At 45.9% G+C, this 17,442-nt stretch carries 16 protein-coding genes and 1 tRNA gene; 12 read left to right on the forward strand and 5 right to left on the reverse strand.

Annotated features, from left to right (window positions below; all coding sequences use genetic code 11):
• Positions 1-114 precede the first annotated feature (114 nt).
• On the reverse strand, positions 115-1,053 hold the full coding sequence (locus DWY89_RS12220; protein WP_107001266.1) for a LysR family transcriptional regulator: 939 nt from the start codon (positions 1,051-1,053) through the stop codon (positions 115-117).
• Between the two features lie 781 nt (positions 1,054-1,834).
• On the opposite strand from DWY89_RS12220, the gene nifS reads away from it, so the two are divergent.
• The 12 genes from nifS (at position 1,835) to DWY89_RS12280 (ending at position 14,242) form a co-directional block, all read left to right on the forward strand.
• The gene (gene nifS / locus DWY89_RS12225; protein WP_022358754.1) at positions 1,835-3,022 is read left to right on the forward strand and encodes a cysteine desulfurase NifS; all 1,188 of its coding nucleotides are present in this window, start codon (positions 1,835-1,837) and stop codon (positions 3,020-3,022) included.
• Positions 3,023-3,195: 173 nt separating this feature from the next.
• Positions 3,196-3,633 (forward strand): Fe-S cluster assembly scaffold protein NifU, encoded by a 438-nt coding sequence (gene nifU, locus DWY89_RS12230; RefSeq protein ID WP_022358753.1) that lies wholly within the window; start codon positions 3,196-3,198, stop codon positions 3,631-3,633.
• Positions 3,633-4,712 carry a tRNA 2-thiouridine(34) synthase MnmA gene (gene mnmA, locus DWY89_RS12235; RefSeq protein WP_107001265.1) on the forward strand — a complete coding sequence of 360 codons (1,080 nt, stop codon included), beginning with the start codon at positions 3,633-3,635 and terminating at the stop codon, positions 4,710-4,712. The genes nifU and mnmA overlap by 1 nt, the downstream gene beginning before the upstream one ends.
• A gap of 140 nt (positions 4,713-4,852) precedes the next feature.
• Positions 4,853-6,073 (forward strand): N-acetylmuramoyl-L-alanine amidase, encoded by a 1,221-nt coding sequence (locus tag DWY89_RS12240; RefSeq protein ID WP_243022829.1) that lies wholly within the window; start codon positions 4,853-4,855, stop codon positions 6,071-6,073.
• Positions 6,074-6,373: 300 nt separating this feature from the next.
• Positions 6,374-7,132 (forward strand): IclR family transcriptional regulator, encoded by a 759-nt coding sequence (locus DWY89_RS12245; RefSeq protein ID WP_118467037.1) that lies wholly within the window; start codon positions 6,374-6,376, stop codon positions 7,130-7,132.
• Between the two features lie 93 nt (positions 7,133-7,225).
• A tRNA-Ser gene (locus DWY89_RS12250) sits at positions 7,226-7,315 on the forward strand.
• Between the two features lie 343 nt (positions 7,316-7,658).
• Positions 7,659-8,663, forward strand: coding sequence for a tripartite tricarboxylate transporter substrate binding protein (locus tag DWY89_RS12255; protein WP_118467039.1), 1,005 nt, complete (start codon positions 7,659-7,661; stop codon positions 8,661-8,663).
• Positions 8,664-8,672: 9 nt separating this feature from the next.
• Positions 8,673-9,122 carry a tripartite tricarboxylate transporter TctB family protein gene (locus DWY89_RS12260; protein WP_118467041.1) on the forward strand — a complete coding sequence of 150 codons (450 nt, stop codon included), beginning with the start codon at positions 8,673-8,675 and terminating at the stop codon, positions 9,120-9,122.
• A gap of 11 nt (positions 9,123-9,133) precedes the next feature.
• Positions 9,134-10,636 (forward strand): tripartite tricarboxylate transporter permease, encoded by a 1,503-nt coding sequence (locus tag DWY89_RS12265; protein WP_118467043.1) that lies wholly within the window; start codon positions 9,134-9,136, stop codon positions 10,634-10,636.
• 309 nt (positions 10,637-10,945) lie between these two features.
• Complete coding sequence (locus DWY89_RS12270; protein WP_118467046.1) at positions 10,946-11,776, forward strand: RraA family protein; 831 nt, start codon at positions 10,946-10,948, stop codon at positions 11,774-11,776.
• A 41-nt stretch (positions 11,777-11,817) separates the two neighbouring features.
• Positions 11,818-12,609: an RraA family protein gene (locus tag DWY89_RS12275; protein WP_118467048.1), complete on the forward strand. Its 792-nt coding sequence runs from the start codon at positions 11,818-11,820 to the stop codon at positions 12,607-12,609.
• A 250-nt stretch (positions 12,610-12,859) separates the two neighbouring features.
• Positions 12,860-14,242, forward strand: coding sequence for an MATE family efflux transporter (locus tag DWY89_RS12280; protein WP_118467050.1), 1,383 nt, complete (start codon positions 12,860-12,862; stop codon positions 14,240-14,242).
• Here the strand turns inward: DWY89_RS12280 and DWY89_RS12285 are convergent.
• The 4 genes from DWY89_RS12285 to DWY89_RS12305 all read right to left on the reverse strand — a co-directional run bounded on the left by DWY89_RS12285 (position 14,217) and on the right by DWY89_RS12305 (position 17,358).
• Positions 14,217-14,495 carry a DUF4160 domain-containing protein gene (locus DWY89_RS12285; RefSeq protein ID WP_118467052.1) on the reverse strand — a complete coding sequence of 93 codons (279 nt, stop codon included), beginning with the start codon at positions 14,493-14,495 and terminating at the stop codon, positions 14,217-14,219. The two genes, DWY89_RS12280 and DWY89_RS12285, sit on opposite strands and share 26 nt — an antisense overlap.
• Positions 14,479-14,769: a hypothetical protein gene (locus DWY89_RS12290; RefSeq protein ID WP_118467054.1), complete on the reverse strand. Its 291-nt coding sequence runs from the start codon at positions 14,767-14,769 to the stop codon at positions 14,479-14,481. The genes DWY89_RS12285 and DWY89_RS12290 overlap by 17 nt, the downstream gene beginning before the upstream one ends.
• Positions 14,770-15,249: 480 nt before the next feature.
• Positions 15,250-16,098, reverse strand: a complete 849-nt coding sequence (locus DWY89_RS12300; RefSeq protein WP_118467058.1) for an aminotransferase class IV — start codon at positions 16,096-16,098, stop codon at positions 15,250-15,252.
• Positions 16,099-16,215: 117 nt separating this feature from the next.
• The gene (locus tag DWY89_RS12305; RefSeq protein ID WP_117795991.1) at positions 16,216-17,358 is read right to left on the reverse strand and encodes a hypothetical protein; all 1,143 of its coding nucleotides are present in this window, start codon (positions 17,356-17,358) and stop codon (positions 16,216-16,218) included.
• Positions 17,359-17,442: the final 84 nt, after the last annotated feature.

Here is a 17,442-nt window from a genome sequence, read left to right on the forward strand (position 1 = left end):
GGATATCGTCTAGGCTGCCTGTGTCTATTAGGGGCTGAAGTCCCATTTTGTACGTTTTGTGCAAAAATTCTAAAATATATGTAGAAACAGAATGCACAGAGAAAGAGCAAATTCTTATGCCTTAATCTTCTTTTCCTCCAGATTCCGGTAATACTCCTTCACCATATCGATAAAATCCTTCGCGTGTGGTGAAATAATGCTGTTCTTCTTATATAAAAGCAGCAGCGGCACGCTGAACGGTGGATTGTCTACGGTGAAGAATGCAAGCTGCTCCACGTGGGCAGTGTGGCGGATTCCGCCTTCCGGGAGGAAGGTGATGCCGAACCCTCTTGCCGCCAGGTTGACCGAAGTCGTACTGCTGGTGGTGTATAGGGCATCCTTTGGTTCCATATTCATCTTGGCAAAGAGGTTTTTCATGGCGTGTCCCATGACCTGATCCTCCTGCAGCAGGATGAAGCGTTCCCGGCGCAGCTTTTTCATGTCGATTGGAAGCGGATGGTCCGGAGTGCCTGCTTCCAGACCGCGGATAGCCGGATGGTCCTTGCTGGCTACCAGAAGGAGGCGCTCATTGAAGATGGTGTCATAGACGAAATCATCCAGATTGAGCGGCATATTCATCAGGGCAAAATCGATCTGATCCTCCTGTAACAGCTTGGAAAGCTGGGCAGTGTGGTGTTCACGTAAGGTGATGCGGACATCCGGGTGGCTTTCAGAGTAGCTTGGCAGGATATCCGGCAGCAGGACGGATCCGCGCCACAGCGTCATGCCGACATTCAGAGTACGGCTGCGTCCCGTTTTCAGCTCGCCGAGCTGTTCCTCAAACTGCCCGGTCAGGACTCCGACACTTTCCAGATAACGCATATAGATTTTTCCTGCCTCAGTTAGTTTGAGCGGCATATGGCTGCGATCGAAGAGCTTGACACCTAATTCCTTTTCGGTTCGTGCGATACACTGGCTTAAATATGGCTGTGACAGATATAATTTTTCAGCCGCTTTGGAAATGCTTCCCTCACGGACGGTGGTAATAAAATACTCCGGGTTTTTAATATACATTTTTCCGCCTCCATTTAGCTTAATTAGCCTTTGCTTTATAGGACTATTTTTAAATGCTTATATTATTGTAAAAAAACAATATTTATATTCTCGTTCCGGGGATGGTATTTCAAGTTGATGCGTGTTATATTATAGCCATCAGGAAAAAACAAGAGTTTTCACTTAGAAGTATCCTAATAATATATAATAATATTACAATAGCGATATGTCAAGTGAAGAACCGACCTGATTCTATACCAATCCCTTTTATGTATAAGTATTGACAGGTATCCGTTACCAGTTTATTTCTTTTTATTTATGTAAACCCTATTGCATCAACCCTCCATGTGCGGTCAGAAGCCAATGACAGCACTACAGCAGTTATCCGAAGATTCCCTCTTGGAGGATAACATGCGTTTCCACGGAATTGCTGCCGATTGGGTAACGGATTTCAAGGCAGAAGTGGAGCAAAGATTTAATAAAAAACCGTTTAGTCAGGAGTTGACCCCTCCTAGCTGGACGGTTTTTTATTGTCTGGATAAGTAAGGTGGAATAGCTTGAGCACATTATATACCCCATTTTTAACTAGGTTTTTTCAAAAACCCGCTCATTCTTGCTTGTATTTTTTCAATTTTCCTATATAATAATAAAGAACGTAGATGAAGCTTTTACCTTTATTGCTACAAACTATGTACGCAGCAAATGTTTACAGGCGGGGAGTTCCTGCCGTGAGATTCCGTGTGATACAATCACAATAAAGGCAGGCGTGCATACACTAAGAAGAAAGGCGGATTTATTAGTTATGAAACAGTTGATTTATCTGGACAATGCGGCGACAACCAAAACGCGTCCGGAAGTAGTGGAGGCAATGCTCCCGTATTTTACGGAGTATTACGGCAACCCGTCTTCCGTTTATGAATTTTCGGCAGAGCCGAAGAGAGCGATTGCACAGGCTCGCGAGACGATCGCGAAAGCGCTGGGCGCAAAGTCCAACGAGATTTACTTTACCTACGGCGGCACGGAGTCTGATAACTGGGCGCTGATTTCCACAGCAGAGGCATATCAGGCAAAGGGCAAGCACATTATCACGACCAAGATTGAGCACCATGCGATTCTGCACACCTGTGAGTACCTGGAGCAGAGAGGTTTTGAGGTTACTTATCTGGATGTAGATGAGTTCGGTGTTGTTAAATTAGACGAGCTGGAGAAGGCGATCCGTCCGGACACCATCCTCATCTCTGTTATGTTTGCAAACAATGAGATCGGTACGATTGAGCCGATCAAGGAAATTGGTGAGATTGCGAAGAAACACGGCATTTTATTCCACACCGATGCGGTACAGGCATTTTGTCATGTTCCGATCAATGTAGATGAGTGCCATATCGATATGCTCAGTTCTAGCGCCCACAAGTTAAATGGACCGAAGGGAACCGGCTTCCTTTATATCCGTACCGGATTAAAGACTCGTTCCTTCATCCACGGCGGCGCACAGGAGCGTAAACGCCGCGGCGGTACCGAGAATACGGCTGGTATCGTAGGATTCGGCAAGGCAGTTGAGATTGCGATGGCGACGATGGAAGAGCGCACAGCAAAAGAAAAAGCGATGCGTGACCACCTGATCGAGCGTGTATTAAAAGAAATTCCATTTGCACGCCTCAACGGACATCCGTCCCAGAGACTTTCCAACAATGCAAACTTTGCATTCCAGTTCATCGAGGGTGAATCCATGCTGATCATGCTTGACATGGAAGGCATCTGTGGTTCCAGCGGTTCTGCATGTACCTCCGGATCCCTGGATCCGTCCCATGTACTTCTGGCGATCGGACTGCCGCATGAGATTGCACACGGTTCCCTGCGTCTGACCCTGTCAGCCGAGACAACCATGGAGCAGATTGATTTCACGGTAGACTGCTTAAAGAAGATTGTAGAACGTCTTCGTTCTATGTCTCCGCTGTATGAGGATTACATTAAGAAACATCCGCAGCAGTAAGATTTAGACATTTTAAGCAAAATGAACATCTACAGATAGGTACTTTTGCAACTGAAAGTGCCGTAGGATAACGTGGTGGCAGCAGAAATTTGCCGTATTTAAAGGCGAAAGCACGGCAAATTCCGTTACTGTACACGTACACAGTGAATGAAGATATAGAGAGGAAACACCCGATGTATTCAGAGAAAGTAATGGATCATTTCCAGCATCCGAGAAATGTAGGCGAGATTGAAAATGCCAGCGGTATGGGTACCGTCGGCAACGCAAAATGCGGCGATATTATGCGTATTTACCTGGATATCGATGACAACCAGATCATCCAGGATGTAAAATTTAAAACATTTGGCTGCGGTGCAGCCGTTGCGACCAGCAGCATGGCGACCGAGATGGTAAAAGGAAAAACCATCCAGGAAGCGATGGAAGTTACCAACAAAGCCGTTATGGAGGCACTGGACGGACTTCCGCCAGTTAAGGTACACTGTTCTCTGCTCGCAGAGGAGGCAATTCACGCTGCTCTCTGGGATTATGCTCAGAAGAATGGCATTGAGATCAAAGGACTCGTAAAACCGAAGACGGATATCGGCGAGGAAGACGTCGAAGAAGAGTATTGATGAAAAAGAAAAAAGTAGTAGTCGGCATGTCAGGAGGAGTTGACTCCTCCGTGGCTGCCTGGCTTTTAAAAGAACAAGGATACGATGTGATCGGCGTCACAATGCAGATCTGGCAGGATGAGACGAATGTAGAGCAGGAAGAGCACGGCGGCTGCTGTGGTCTGAGCGCTGTCGATGATGCCAGACGGGTTGCGGAACGGCTTGAGATCCCGTATTACGTGATGAACTTCAAAAAAGAGTTCAAAGAAAATGTCATGGATTACTTTGTACAGGAATATCTGGACGGACACACGCCGAATCCATGTATTGCCTGTAACCGATATGTAAAATGGGAGTCCCTTTTGCAGAGAAGTCTGGAAATTGGGGCTGATTATATTGCAACGGGACATTATGCGCGCGTGAGAAAGTTGCCGAATGGCCGCTATGCGATCTGCAAGTCTGCGACGGCGGCGAAAGATCAGACCTACGCGCTTTATAACCTGACCCAGCATCAGCTTGCACACACTTTGATGCCGGTCGGCGAATATACGAAAGACAAGATTCGTGAGATGGCGGAGGAGATTGGACTTCCGGTGGCACACAAGCCGGACAGCCAGGAGATCTGTTTCGTGCCGGACAACGATTATGCAAAATTTATCGAGGAAAATAGTGATTGCCGGATTGACGAAGGCAATTTTGTAGATAAGTACGGCAATATTTTAGGTCGTCATAAAGGAATTACCCATTATACGGTGGGACAGAGAAAGGGCTTAAATCTGGCACTCGGTCATCCGGTGTTCGTGACGGAGATACGTCCGGAGACGAACGAGGTTGTGATCGGGGAAAATGAGGATGTCTTTTCTAACCGCCTGACCTGCCGGAATCTCAACTGGATGGCGATTGAGGATCTGGGCGATCAGGAGATGCGCGTCAGTGCGAAGATTCGTTACAGCCACAAAGGGGCGCTCTGTACGATCCGCAAGATTGGCGAAGATCGGGTGGAATGCGTATTTGATGAGCCGCAGAGAGCGGCGACGCCGGGACAGGCAGTCGTTTTTTATGACGGCGAATATGTCGTAGGCGGCGGTACGATCGAATAATTTAGAAATGAAAGAAGATTTTAATTGGGCAGAAATCTCTGTCGGCATCAAAGTTGTGCTGCGATCCGATTGATTGGAAACAGTGAATGCGCGGATCATGGAGAGGTTAGAATCTTCTGTAAGATTGGAGTTTTTTATAAATGGCAAGAGGAGAAAGCAGAAAAAGAAAGCCAGGCACACCGGATTACCGGAAACGTTTCTGGGCGGCGGTGACCGCGATTGTGGTCACGGCGGGTTCCATTGGCGTAAGCCATGCTGGATTTACCCTTCCGAATCAGGCACAGAAGCAGGTGCAGATGGCGGCTGCTGAGACAGAACCGGCGGAACAGACAGCGAAGAAACAGGTGCCGAATGCGGCAAAGCGAAGTCTGGAGCTGGAAGATGCACAGGGCATTCAGGAGGCGGATGCAGCGGCGGTTGCGGACCAGAGCGAGCTGGAGAGTGACAAAACGACGGCGAGCGGCTTCCGGAGTGTCGATGAGACAGTGTATGCGACTGAGAACCTGCTCAACGTGCGTTCGGGCTGTGGAACGGAGTATGAGATTGTGACACAGCTGAATCAGGGCGACAGCGTGCAGCGCGTCGGTATCGGAGACGGCTGGAGCGAGGTGCTTTATAAGGACAAGAGCTGTTTTATCCGTTCCGAATACCTGACGACGACCGAGCCGGGCAGTGAGGAAGCGACGGTCACAGCGCAGGGGGCAGAAGCGGATGCACAGGGTGCACCGGTGTCCAACGGACGTATCGTAGCGATCGACGCGGGACATCAGGCAAAGGGCAATCCGGACAAAGAACCAGTTGGACCGGGCTCCTCGACCATGAAGGCGAAGGTGGCTTCCGGCACCGAAGGTGTATCGACGAAGCTGCCGGAATATGAGCTGACTTTATCAGTTTCGAAGAAGTTAAAACGGATTCTGGAAGAGAGAGGCTATCAGGTCGTCATGATCCGGGAGTCCAACGATGTCAACTTAAGCAATGCGGAGAGAGCGGAGATCGCCAACAAGAGCGGCGCCTCCATTTTTGTCCTGATTCATGGCAATTCGCTGGATAACACGACAGTCAACGGAACACTCTCCATGTGCCAGACGGCGACCAACCCGTACAACGGCGGGCTTCACGCGGCAAGCTATTCTCTTTCCAAGAAGATCACGGACTCTGTCTGCGCGGCAACCGGCTTCAAGAACCGCGGTGTGCAGGAGACAGACAGCATGAGCGGCATCAACTGGTGTAAGATTCCGGTTTCCATTGTCGAGATGGGCTTTATGAGCAACCCGGAAGAAGACCAGAAGATGGCACAGGATGATTATCAGGAATTGATTGCCGGGGGAATTGCGAACGGAATTGATGCGTATTATCAGTAAAATCGTTCAACAGGTAGAATAGAGATAAAATCAAAAATACCAGTTATTTGAGAAATGTTTCTTTGGAATGAAGACGCATATTTCAGGTGACTGGTATTTTTTTGGTCACAGAAAGAAATTAAAAAGGATAAGGGAAACATTTTGAATAAAAATAAAAAAGTGTTCTAAAATAGGAATTGGAGTTTCTAAAAGGTTGACAAAGAGACTGGTTTTTCGTAGTATAGAAAGAAATGACAACTATTCGACGGATTTTAGAAGGGAAAAAGGTATAATGGTTGTGAAGCGAAGGGAGAGGAGCCTATGAATTCATCGGAAAAAACGGCAACTTTATTAAAATTATTGGGACGGGCACCTTATGTACATAGTGTGACGGAGCTTGGCGAGCAGATCAGCTGTAGTAAGAGTGGGACCTTTAAATTGCTTGCATCACTGGTAAAAACAGGACTGGCAGCGCAGACACCGGAACATAAATATACATTGGGACCGGCGGTTTATGTGTTGGGACGTACATATGAAGACAAGATTGGTTTATCAAAGATGGTGAAACCATATCTGGTTCGTCTCCGGGATATGACAGGGGAAAATGCTTCATTCAGTATGCTGATCAATGGAAAGGCAATTCTGATCTACCGGGAAGAAAGTCAGCAGCTTGTTCGTGTTATGGGAAATGTTGGACAGGAACGTCCCTTATATGCAGGAGCAACCGGCAAGATTCTGGGCGCTTATCAGGAAGAAAGTGTGATTCGCAAACGTTTGATGGAAGAACCGATGAAAGCGTTTACAGAAAATACAATCTTGTCCCCAGAGGGACTTTTGAACGAATACGCGAAAATACGTGAGCAGGGATATGCGATCAGTGATGGAGAACTGAATTCAGAAACAATCGGAATCGGCGCACCGATTTATGATGAATCTGGAAATGTCTGGGCGGCGGTTTCGATCGGCGCGCCTAAAATGCGGGTGGATGCAGTCAAGATGGAACGTTATATCTTCCTGATCCGGGAAATTGCGAAGGAAATGTCGGAGCAGATGACGCAGGGAGAAAGCATTTCTGAATAAAAATACTGAATAAAAACAAAAATAGTAGATGACAAACAGGGAAAAATCGGGTATAATAGTACAGGTGTTTCGAGTAGAAGCACCTGTATAATTGGAGACGTAGCGAAGCGGCCGTAACGCGGCGCACTCGAAATGCGTTTGTCGGTTCATCCCGGCACGAGGGTTCGAATCCCTCCGTCTCCGCTTTCTATCCCCTGAACAGACTCAGGGGATTTTTTTTGTTCTTCTATAGGAAATCGTCTCTTATGAAATAGATAGTGGAAATAAAGAAACAAAAAAAGAGAAAAAGAAAATATAGAAGCATATAGGAAACAGTATACAATAATGTACTCAAATAAGAAACAAATTGAATAAAAATACTCAAAAATATATTTTTCGTATTGACTTTTTTCGTCATTAGTGATAGTGTTTCTTATATAGAAAACAAGGTTTTTTATTAGAGAACGTTCGCCAAACGATTCATGTAAATCAATTTGTAAAGGAGCAAGCAGATTAGTGAAGTTTTAGGGTCAAAGGAGAATGTAAGATGAAAAAGGTAATTTGCGCGGCAGCTGCAGTTTTGATGGTAGCATCCCTGACCGCTTGCAGCGGACAGAGTGGAGAATCAGCAGCGGCAGGAGAGGGAAACACGCAGCAGGCAGATGGATATCCGAATAAAACGATTCAGGTAATTGTACCGTTTAACGCGGGCAGTACGACCGATACACAGTGCCGATTTATTCTTCCGTATCTGGAGAAAGAACTGGGAGTTTCCATGGCAGTAGTAAATAATGGTGGCGCTTCTGGTGTTATCGGAACAACTGATTTCTTAAGCCGGGAGGCAGATGGATACAATGTTCTGTTTTCACTGCCGACACCTACTCTTTACAAACCAGCAGCGGGAGAGACTGAATATACGGTGGAAGATTTACAGCCGGTTTCGGAAGTGTTCAGCGCTCCGATGTACTTAATTGTAAAGAACGATTCGCCGTATGAAAATGCAGAGCAGCTGATTGACTTTATCAAAGAAAATCCGGGCAAGTTTTCGTATGCAAATGCAGGTAACGGAGGAATTGCCCAGCTTGCATTTAGCGTTTTTCTTCATGGCGAGGGGTTAGATGCAACGAGCGTACCGTCTGCAGGCGGTTCGGCTGACAATTACACAGCTGTTATGGGCGGTCATGTAGATTCTTATTCAGGAAATGAGAGCGAACTTTTAGGAAGAGACGATGTGCGCCCGGTTATCAACCTTGGAAGTAAATCCAATAATCCGGAATATGCCGACATACCAACCTTAGAAGAACTGGGATATAAAGGATATTGCACAGATACATATTCAGGCTTCTATTTCAGCAAGGATGTAGCACCGGAAATTGTAGAGACGTTTGATGCGGCAGTTAAGAAAGTATTAGAGGATCCGGAGGTAATTGCAGAAGCAAAAAAGCAGTCCCTGACCTTGTCTTATGCAGATTCGGAAACATTTGCGGCTGAGATCAGCCAGTCAAAAGAAGCGATCATTCCGGTTCTGGAAGAACTTGGCTTTAAGAAATAGGAGGACGCGATGAATCGAAAAAATTGTGTTTCTGGTATTTTTTGGACACTTTTTTTCCTTTTCTTTCTTTATCTGGATGTACAGATGGGAGAAAATGCATCGTATTGGCCGGGGATCATTGCGAAACTTGGCATTGCCCTCTCCCTTTTGTCAACGCTGGTATCAGGAATGAAATGGAAATCGGAAAAAGATGAGAAATTATTTCCGTTCACCGGCGCACAGTTAAAACGTCTGGGGATTGCATTGGCGCTTTTAATTATCTGGGTTGTATGCATCCGTATTCTGGGCTTTTTAACTTCCTCTGTGATTGTGATGGCGGCAACGGGGCTGATATTTGAACTGGCGCTTTCGTCGAAAACAGTGGTGCGTGATTTGATTGTAACAGTTATTTTTGCAGTAGGAATGTACGCACTGTTTACAGCACTTGGTATTACCTTCCCGAAGGGCATATTGATATAGGAGGACGGAAGATGGCAGATATTCTTACATATTTTGGAATGGCATTTACCGGGATCAATTTGCTGCTGGCACTTTTGGGAACGGTAATTGGAATCGTAATCGGTGCACTTCCAGGCTTTACTCCGACCATGGGTATTGCGGTGCTGATACCGGTTACATACACATTAGAGCCGACAGCAGGTCTGGTTTTTCTGGGCGCACTGTACTGCGGTTCTATGTTTGGAGGCTCGATCTCGGCGATTCTTATCAATACGCCGGGAACCTCGGCGGCCGCTGCGACAGCGATGGATGGTTATCCGATGACACAGTCTGGCCGGGCACACGAAGCACTGACAGAGGCAGCGGTTGCCTCTTTCTGGGGCGGCTGTATCAGTCTGATTGCACTTATTTTCCTAGCGCCGCCTCTGGCAAAATTTGCGTTTGAGTTTGGTCCACAGGAACGCTTTATGATGGCGGTGTTCGGGCTTACGATTATTGCATCTTTATCCGTAAAAAATGTTCTGAAGGGTCTTATGATGGGCTGCGCGGGACTTCTGGTTGCTTGCATTGGCATGGATCCGGTTCTGGGGCGGGCACGTTTTACCTTTGGACAGACGTTTTTAATGGGTGGAATCAATATGATTCCAGCAGTTATCGGTCTGTTTTCGGTTTCTCAGGTTCTGGGAAATCTGAAGAATCCGATTGAAATCGCGGACAAATCATCGATTGCACAGTTCAAATCAGCGCGGGTACGGCTGCTTGATTTAGTCCGGTATCCGGTTACATATATCCGTTCGGCAGTTCTGGGAATTATTATCGGAATTATTCCGGGTACAGGCGGAGATGTGGCTTCCTATGTTGCACACAATGTTGGTAAAATGTTTACCAAGGAGGAAAACTTCGGAAATGGAGCAAGAGAGGGCGTGGCGTGCTGTGAATCTGCAAATAATGCGGTAACAGGCGGAACCCTGATTCCAACTCTGACGCTGGGCGTACCGGGCAATGCGACAACGGCAATTCTGTTGGGTGCGCTGACAGTTCATGGACTGATTCCAGGATACGGGCTCTTTACAACCCAGAAAAGCATTACATATCCATTTATTGCGGCACTTTTTATTGCTAATGTGATTATGATGCTGATTGGCCTGTTTGGTGCAAAACATTTTGCGCTGGTTACATTGACCCCGAAAAATATACTTTCAGTCTGTGTTTTGATGCTGAGTATTATGGGATCCTACGCAATCCGCGGAAACGTGGGCGACGTCTTCGTAATGCTGGTATTCGGCGTAGCAGGCTTCTTTATGAGGGCATATCAGTATAATGTTGTTCCGATTGTACTGGGACTGATTTTAGGACCGATTGCGGAAGAAGGACTTTCTCAGGCATTGACCCTAAATCAGAATTCATTATCACTGGTTTTAGGTTCCTTGTTTACGAGACCGATTTGTGTCGTATTGATGATATTTATGGTTATTTCCGTTGCATATCCATTTTATACAGAATGGAAAGCGGAGAAGAAAAAAGAAACGAAATAAAGAGATAGAAAAAATGCTGTTGTGCGGGAAAGCTGCATGACAGCATTTTTTTGCAAGAAACAAAAAGAAGTCCAATGACACATAGTTTCTTAATAAGAAATAATAAAGCATAGATAGAAAACAAAATGTACAAAAAGTGAAAAATTATTTGTGCATGACGACAAAACGTGTCGAAATAGAAAAAATGGATTGACAATAAAAGATTGGTGTAGTATTGTTTAATTACAAATTGAGAACAAGGTTTTCTAATGGCGAACAGATAACCGAAACAAAAATAAATCTGGTAAAACCAGTGAAGGGAGAACAAAAATGGATTTAGATCAGGTAAAATCTTACAATGAGGATGTAGCAAAACTTCGCGAGCAGAGAGATGCAGATTATGCAGAATATGAGAAAGCTGGAAGAATCTGGGGACTGGTTCCAAGAGAGAGAATTACCAAGATTAAATTCCCGCGTGTTAAGAAAGAGATTATCGATCGTTATTATGCACTGGAAGATATGTCCACAACCGTTTCGGATATTCTGGATGGATATGGAATCGACGGAGCTATCCCAACTTCCTATTTAAAACCGGTCATCCCGGGTTCCAAGATTGTGGGACCGGCTGTTACGATTCGAAATATTCCGGTTCGTAAGACTCCGACACAGGGCGCACATGACCATGATTTCATTGCAATGTCTACCCGTGATATTTATTATATCGGCGAGCCGGGCGATGTTCTGGTATCTGACTTCGGCGGAAACCTGGAAGTATCCAATATGGGCGGACAGAGTTGTACTGTTGGTAAAAGCTGCGGATTTGCAGGAAACATCGTAAATGGCTGCTGCCGTGATGTAAGCTCCATCCGTGAGATGGGATATCCGGTATTCAGCTGCGGTACAACCCAGGTGACCGGAAAGTATCGTATGGAGTGCGTAGAGATGAATGGACCGATTACCCTGTGCGGCAAATTGGTTGAGCCGGGCGATCTGATGGTTGCAGATGATTCTGGTGTCTGCATTGTACCGGCAGAGCTGGCAGAGGCAGTTATCGAGGAAGCAGAGAAGATTGCAGCATCTGAGGAAAGAATGCGTCAGTTAATCGAGGAGAAGAAACCGATCAGCGAACTTCGCCCACTGTTCAGAGCACGTTACAAATAAATCGAAGCGTGTAGGGCGAAGTAAGAAAAGGAGAAATAGTTATGATGGATCCGAAGGTAGAAGCGGAGTATGAGGAATATAAAGCGGCTGGAAGAATCTGGGGAGTCATTGATAAGGAAAATATCAAAAAAATCAAATTTCCACGGGTTCCAAAAGAAATCGTAGATGGTTTTAAGACACTGGAAGACGATCTGACCGGTACAGTCAGCGATATTCTGGATGCACTGGGATATAATAAAGTGATTCCGGGAAGCTATTTAAAACCGATTGAACCGGGACATATGATTGTCGGAACAGCAGTGACACTTCGCAGTATTCCGATTGAGAAAACAACTACACAGGGTTTGATAGACCATGATTTTATCAAAATGGCATCGAGAGAGGTAAATTATCTGGCAGAGCCGGGTGATGTCCTGGTCGGAGATGCCGGTGGAATGACCGATATGAGCAGCATGGGAGGACAATCCTTCGTATCTGCAAAAGCACGTGGTCTGGAAGGTGTTGTAATCGATGGCGCGGTACGCGATGTGGGTGAAATTCGAAAATATGGCGTTCCTACCTGGTGCCGTGGCGTGACACCAAAGACTGGAAAATGCCGTATCGAAGCGATGGAGATCAATGGACCGGTTGTCCTGAACCGCATTCAAATTAATCCGGGTGATTTGATTATCGCAGATGATTCCGGTATCTGTGCGGTTCCGCCGCAGCACGCAGAATTTGTCCTGAAAAAGTGTCAGGAGATTCTCCCGGATGAGGAAATCATGCGTGAGTTGATTGAAAAAGATGCTCCGATTGCGGAAATCAAAAAATTGTTCCGGAAACGATATGTATAAGTAAGTTTGAATAATCGTGAAAACTATATAGTACGCTTAACAGAAAGTACGACTTCCTCATGCTAGGAAAGATGTTAAGTGTATTATATAGTTTTTTCGTCATTTAAGAAATGTTGCATTTACATACTATTTGGGGACATTTTTTAAATTTTAAATTGAACGTATTTAACATATTTTTCACAAAATACTATCATTATGGTAACGTAGATCTCAGCGTATAGATTTCAGCAAAGGAAAAGGATACAAACGTATGGAACGAGACAGCACACAGGAACAATATGAAGAAATGACGCAGACGCCGGTTCCGAAACTGGTACTGCGGCTGGCGGTTCCCACCACCATCAGTATGCTGGTAACTAGCATTTACAATATGGCAGACACTCTGTTTGTCAGCCAGCTTGGAACGAGTGTCAGCAGTGCGACCGGAGTGGTATTTGCATTAATGGCAGTAATCAATGCGTTTGGATTCATGTTTGGACATGGTGCGGGCAGCAATATCAGCCGGAAATTAGGGGCGCATGATGTGGAGAGTGCCCGTGTGTTTGCTTCCACCAGCTTCTTTTTAGCGTTCTTAGCCGGAGGTTGCATTGGAATATTAGGACTTTTATTTCATGTTCCATTTATGCGGCTTTTGGGAAGCACAGATTCTATTTTGCCTTATGCGCTTGAGTACAGCACATGGATTCTCATTTCCGCACCGGCGATGGCTTCCAGCTGTGTGATGAACAACATTCTTCGTTATGAAGGGAAAGCTTTTTTCGCCATGCTGGGGCTGGCATCCGGCGGTATTCTCAATATTTTTGGTGATATGTTTCTGATTTTTGAACTAAATCTGGGAGTGCGCGGTGCCGGTATCTCTACGGCTGTTTCGCAGTACATCAGCATGGCAATCTTGATCAGCCCGTTCTTTAGAAAAAAGGTACAGAGCCGGATTCATATCCGCTATATGACCCGGAGACTTTCCGATGTGACCAACATTATCGCAACCGGTTTTCCAAGCCTGATGCGTCAGGGACTTAACAGTATTTCTGTGATGATTTTAAACCAGTGTTCGGCTCCTTACGGTGATGCCGCCATCGCTGCCATGAGCATTGTGACCCGGGTCATCATGTTCCTGTTCTGTATTGCACTTGGCATCGGTCAGGGTTTTCAGCCTGTCAGCGCCTTCAATTACGGCGCGAAAAAATACAGCCGTGTGCGTGAAGCATTCTGGTTCAGCATCCGAAGCAACCTTGCTGTTATGAGTGTTTCTGCTTTGTTTGGAATAGTATTTGCTGCTCCTATTGTAAAAATGTTCCGCGATGATCCGGCGGTTATTTCCATCGGAATCACCGCGCTGCGTATCCAGTGTATTGCCCTGTTTTTCATGCCATTTTCCCTCTGTGGAAATATGCTGTTCCAGAGCATCGGACAGAGTGGAAAAGCAACTTTTTTGTCCATGATTCGAAGCGGTCTCGTCTTTATTCCGGTTTTGTGGATTCTCAGTTATCTGATTGGGCTTTTTGGAATTCAGACGTCACAGACGATTGCGGATGGGATAGCTGCGGCGATTACCATTCCGATGGTGGTGAGGTTCCTTCGGCGGATGCCGGAGGATGGGGAAGAATTTAGCAATAAAAGCGGATTTCTCTAAAAGTTGAATACCACAAATCAATAACCGATTTATTCCGGGCTTCGATGATCTGCATGATGATTCGGAGTTGTTTGTCTGGAATTTTCGAATTATTGTGGCACAAAAGACATTTTCCGGACTTTGTAATCCATATTTTGGTAGCATTGGGAGAAGGAACGCCCTTAGCAATATGAACGTGGACTGGTTCGAGCGGATTGTTTTCATTGACCCAGAAATAAACCGTATATCCAGCAATTTTAAAAACCTGCGGCATGATCAAGACCTCCTTCGATTCCACCTTCTCTTGCCAGCTGCAAAATGATGTGGGCGACGGATTCCAGAAGCTCCTGAAAATAATGGATATCTTCCTGAGAGAATCCCTGAATGTTTTCCCAGCGGTATTCCGGAAGCCAGCAGGTGGCGGAATAAAAGCCGCCCTGAACTGGTTTTTCGATTCGAACTTCGACTTCTTCTTTTCCTGAATTTTCCAGTATTTCGGAATGGACAATTTCTGTATTGTCATTTAAGGTCATAAAAGGGTATAACATTTTAAAAACGCCTCCTATATTTTTATATATTGCAAGTGATTCTATGTTGAGTTTGATTTTGTGAATTTTCAGCTATATGGTTGAACTTCACAGAATTTAAATGTTGCAGATTTTAGTGATTCTTTAACAAATCATTGATTTTGATGCTCAGACCCGGATAGATCCCAACCGGAATATCAGAATCAAACGAGTAAAGACAAGGGTCACTATCACGGTCATAATAGTAAACCACAACTTTTTCCTTTGCAGGATCGATAATCCAGTATTCCCGGACACCTGACTGGGAATAGATTCCATTCTACAGTTCGATTTCTATTACTGTTAAAGTAGCATATGAAAATAAAAATTGCAAGATACTTCGGTAATCTAAGATGAGGCGGCACTAAGATTTCAGACGGACAGCGGGAAAAATATGAAAAGAATTAAAAAAGAGCTGCCACGTTTTGAGTGACAGCCCTTGATTGGCAAATTTATGGATTTTTACCGTACCTTCGTATCTTCCGCATAAAACTCCGCATAAGCATCCTGCAAAGTCTTCAGCGTCTTCGGATCTTTTCCTCCGATTGGTTTTCCATCGAGTTCAACGGCCTGGATGCAGAGCCCACCGGAGCTGCTGACGATGATTTCGTCGGCGTCTGCCAGTTCCTGCATGGTAAATGGTGCCTCGCTGGTCGGGATGCCGTTTTTCTCAGCTAACATCAGCAGGTGTTTTAACGTGATGCCCGGAAGAATCAGATTATCTCTCGGTGGGGTGCAGAGAACGCCGTCCTTGATGATTAAGATATTGCTGTGGGCGCATTCGGTGACGCGTTCGCCGCGGTGGAAGACCGTTTCCTGGCAGCCCTGTTCGATGCAGCGCTGGTAAGCGATGACACTTGGAATCAGGTTCAGCGTCTTGATGTTGCAGTGCAGGAAACGGGTGTCCTCCATCGAGATCAGGCGGAAAGTCTTATCAAATGGAATCAGGTCGCACGGAACAGTAAAAATCATCAGATTTGGTTTTACGGTAGCAGGTGGAAACTGATGTCCACGATAGGTAGTTCCGCGGGAACACTGCCAGTACAGCATACCGTGGTCAATCTCATTGGCATCGATGCATTTCTGCAGCTCGGCACGCAGTTCTTCGCGCGACATTTCAAACGGGATTTCCAGCAGCTTGCAGCTGTTGTAGAAACGGTCGAGGTGGTCGTCTGCGGCAAAAATGTTGTTGTTTGCAAAGGTGGTGGCATCGTAGCAGCCATCTCCAAAATAAACGGCGCGGTCCAACATCGGGATTTTCATTTCCTCGAGGGGGCCGATTTCTCCATTGTAATATCCGACATATTTCATTGCATATACTTCCTTTCTATGTTGATTCGAAAATACCTCGTCAAGTGTTTACATTATACCACATCCGCCTATAAGATGAAATCTCCCACAGGCGGATGTGTTCTTATCATTACATATTTATTTGTCTTTATGTTTAATAATCTTATATCCGCCTACCAGCAGCGTCGGCAGCAGGTAGAAGAGGATAAATCCGTAAGACAGGTACGAATAGCCCTGCTCGATCAAGGTGACAACGCCGACGCGGGATAATACGAGTGCAGCGATCAGCGTGATGACCGTAATCAGACCGCGGTTTGTATCGGACAGCTTGGCAGCGCCCTTTTCCTCCATGGCAACGTCGAAACGGTCGATGATCATGTGGATGCAGCCAGTTGCCGTCTCAACCAGCGTCCAGCCCATAACGAGACTGAACAGTGCCATCAGTGCCGGTCCGCCGTTGACTGCCTTGATCATTTCCATCCACGGGGTTGTGACATCCGCGCCGACGATGGAGGTGTCACCGTAGAAGCACATCATCGCAAAGTAAGACAAAAACCACGGAATAACCATCAGAAGACCGGCGATCAGACCGGAAATAAAGGTTTCTTTCCGTTTGGTCTGGCGTGTCAGGGAGAACATGCCCATCGGGATGGAATTGATGTTGTAGGCAACATACAGGATACCGGTGTAAATGCACAGCGGAACAGTGACAGAGCCGTCGTAGGTGCTGGTGTCCATCGTGCTGAATACATGGGAAATGTTGCTGCCCTTGTTGACGAGTACCAGAATTGTAAACAGAATATAGCCGCCATACAGTAAAATAGTACCGATCGATTCAAATTTCTCGATCACCTTGGAACCCTTAAAGTTCAGGAGTCCGCAGATCAGAACGATCACAACGGAGCCGAGAATATTCGGAAGTCCGACCTGCTCGAAAATACTTCCAGTTGCGGCTGCCATAACGGCAATCAGCAGAATCGCGATGAGGACAGTTAAAATATCCATCATCGGCCAGAGCGGTCCAATGACCTGCTTGATATAGTTTTTATAATCGTAAACCTTGTAGATCCGGCAGATCTCAAAGGTCAGGAAGGCAAACAGGGCAAAACCGATGCCGATCGTCAGTCCGGAGATCCAGCCCATCGCTCCGAATTTTGCACCGTAAGAATAAATCTCACGTCCGGTTGCATAGCCGCCGCCAATCAGAACCGATTGCAGCAGGACGCCCGGCAGAATGTACTTGGCGTATGTGCCTTCGTAGAAATTTTTGAATTGTTTCATACCTTTCACTCACTTTCTTTTGTTGACTATTAAAAATTATAAAGGATGAATGAAAAACTTGCCAATAGAAAGAACAGATATTAT

The sequence above is a fragment of the Clostridium sp. AF27-5AA genome (assembly GCF_003478415.1).
GTDB classification, from domain to species: Bacteria; Bacillota; Clostridia; order Lachnospirales; family Lachnospiraceae; genus Otoolea; species Otoolea fessa.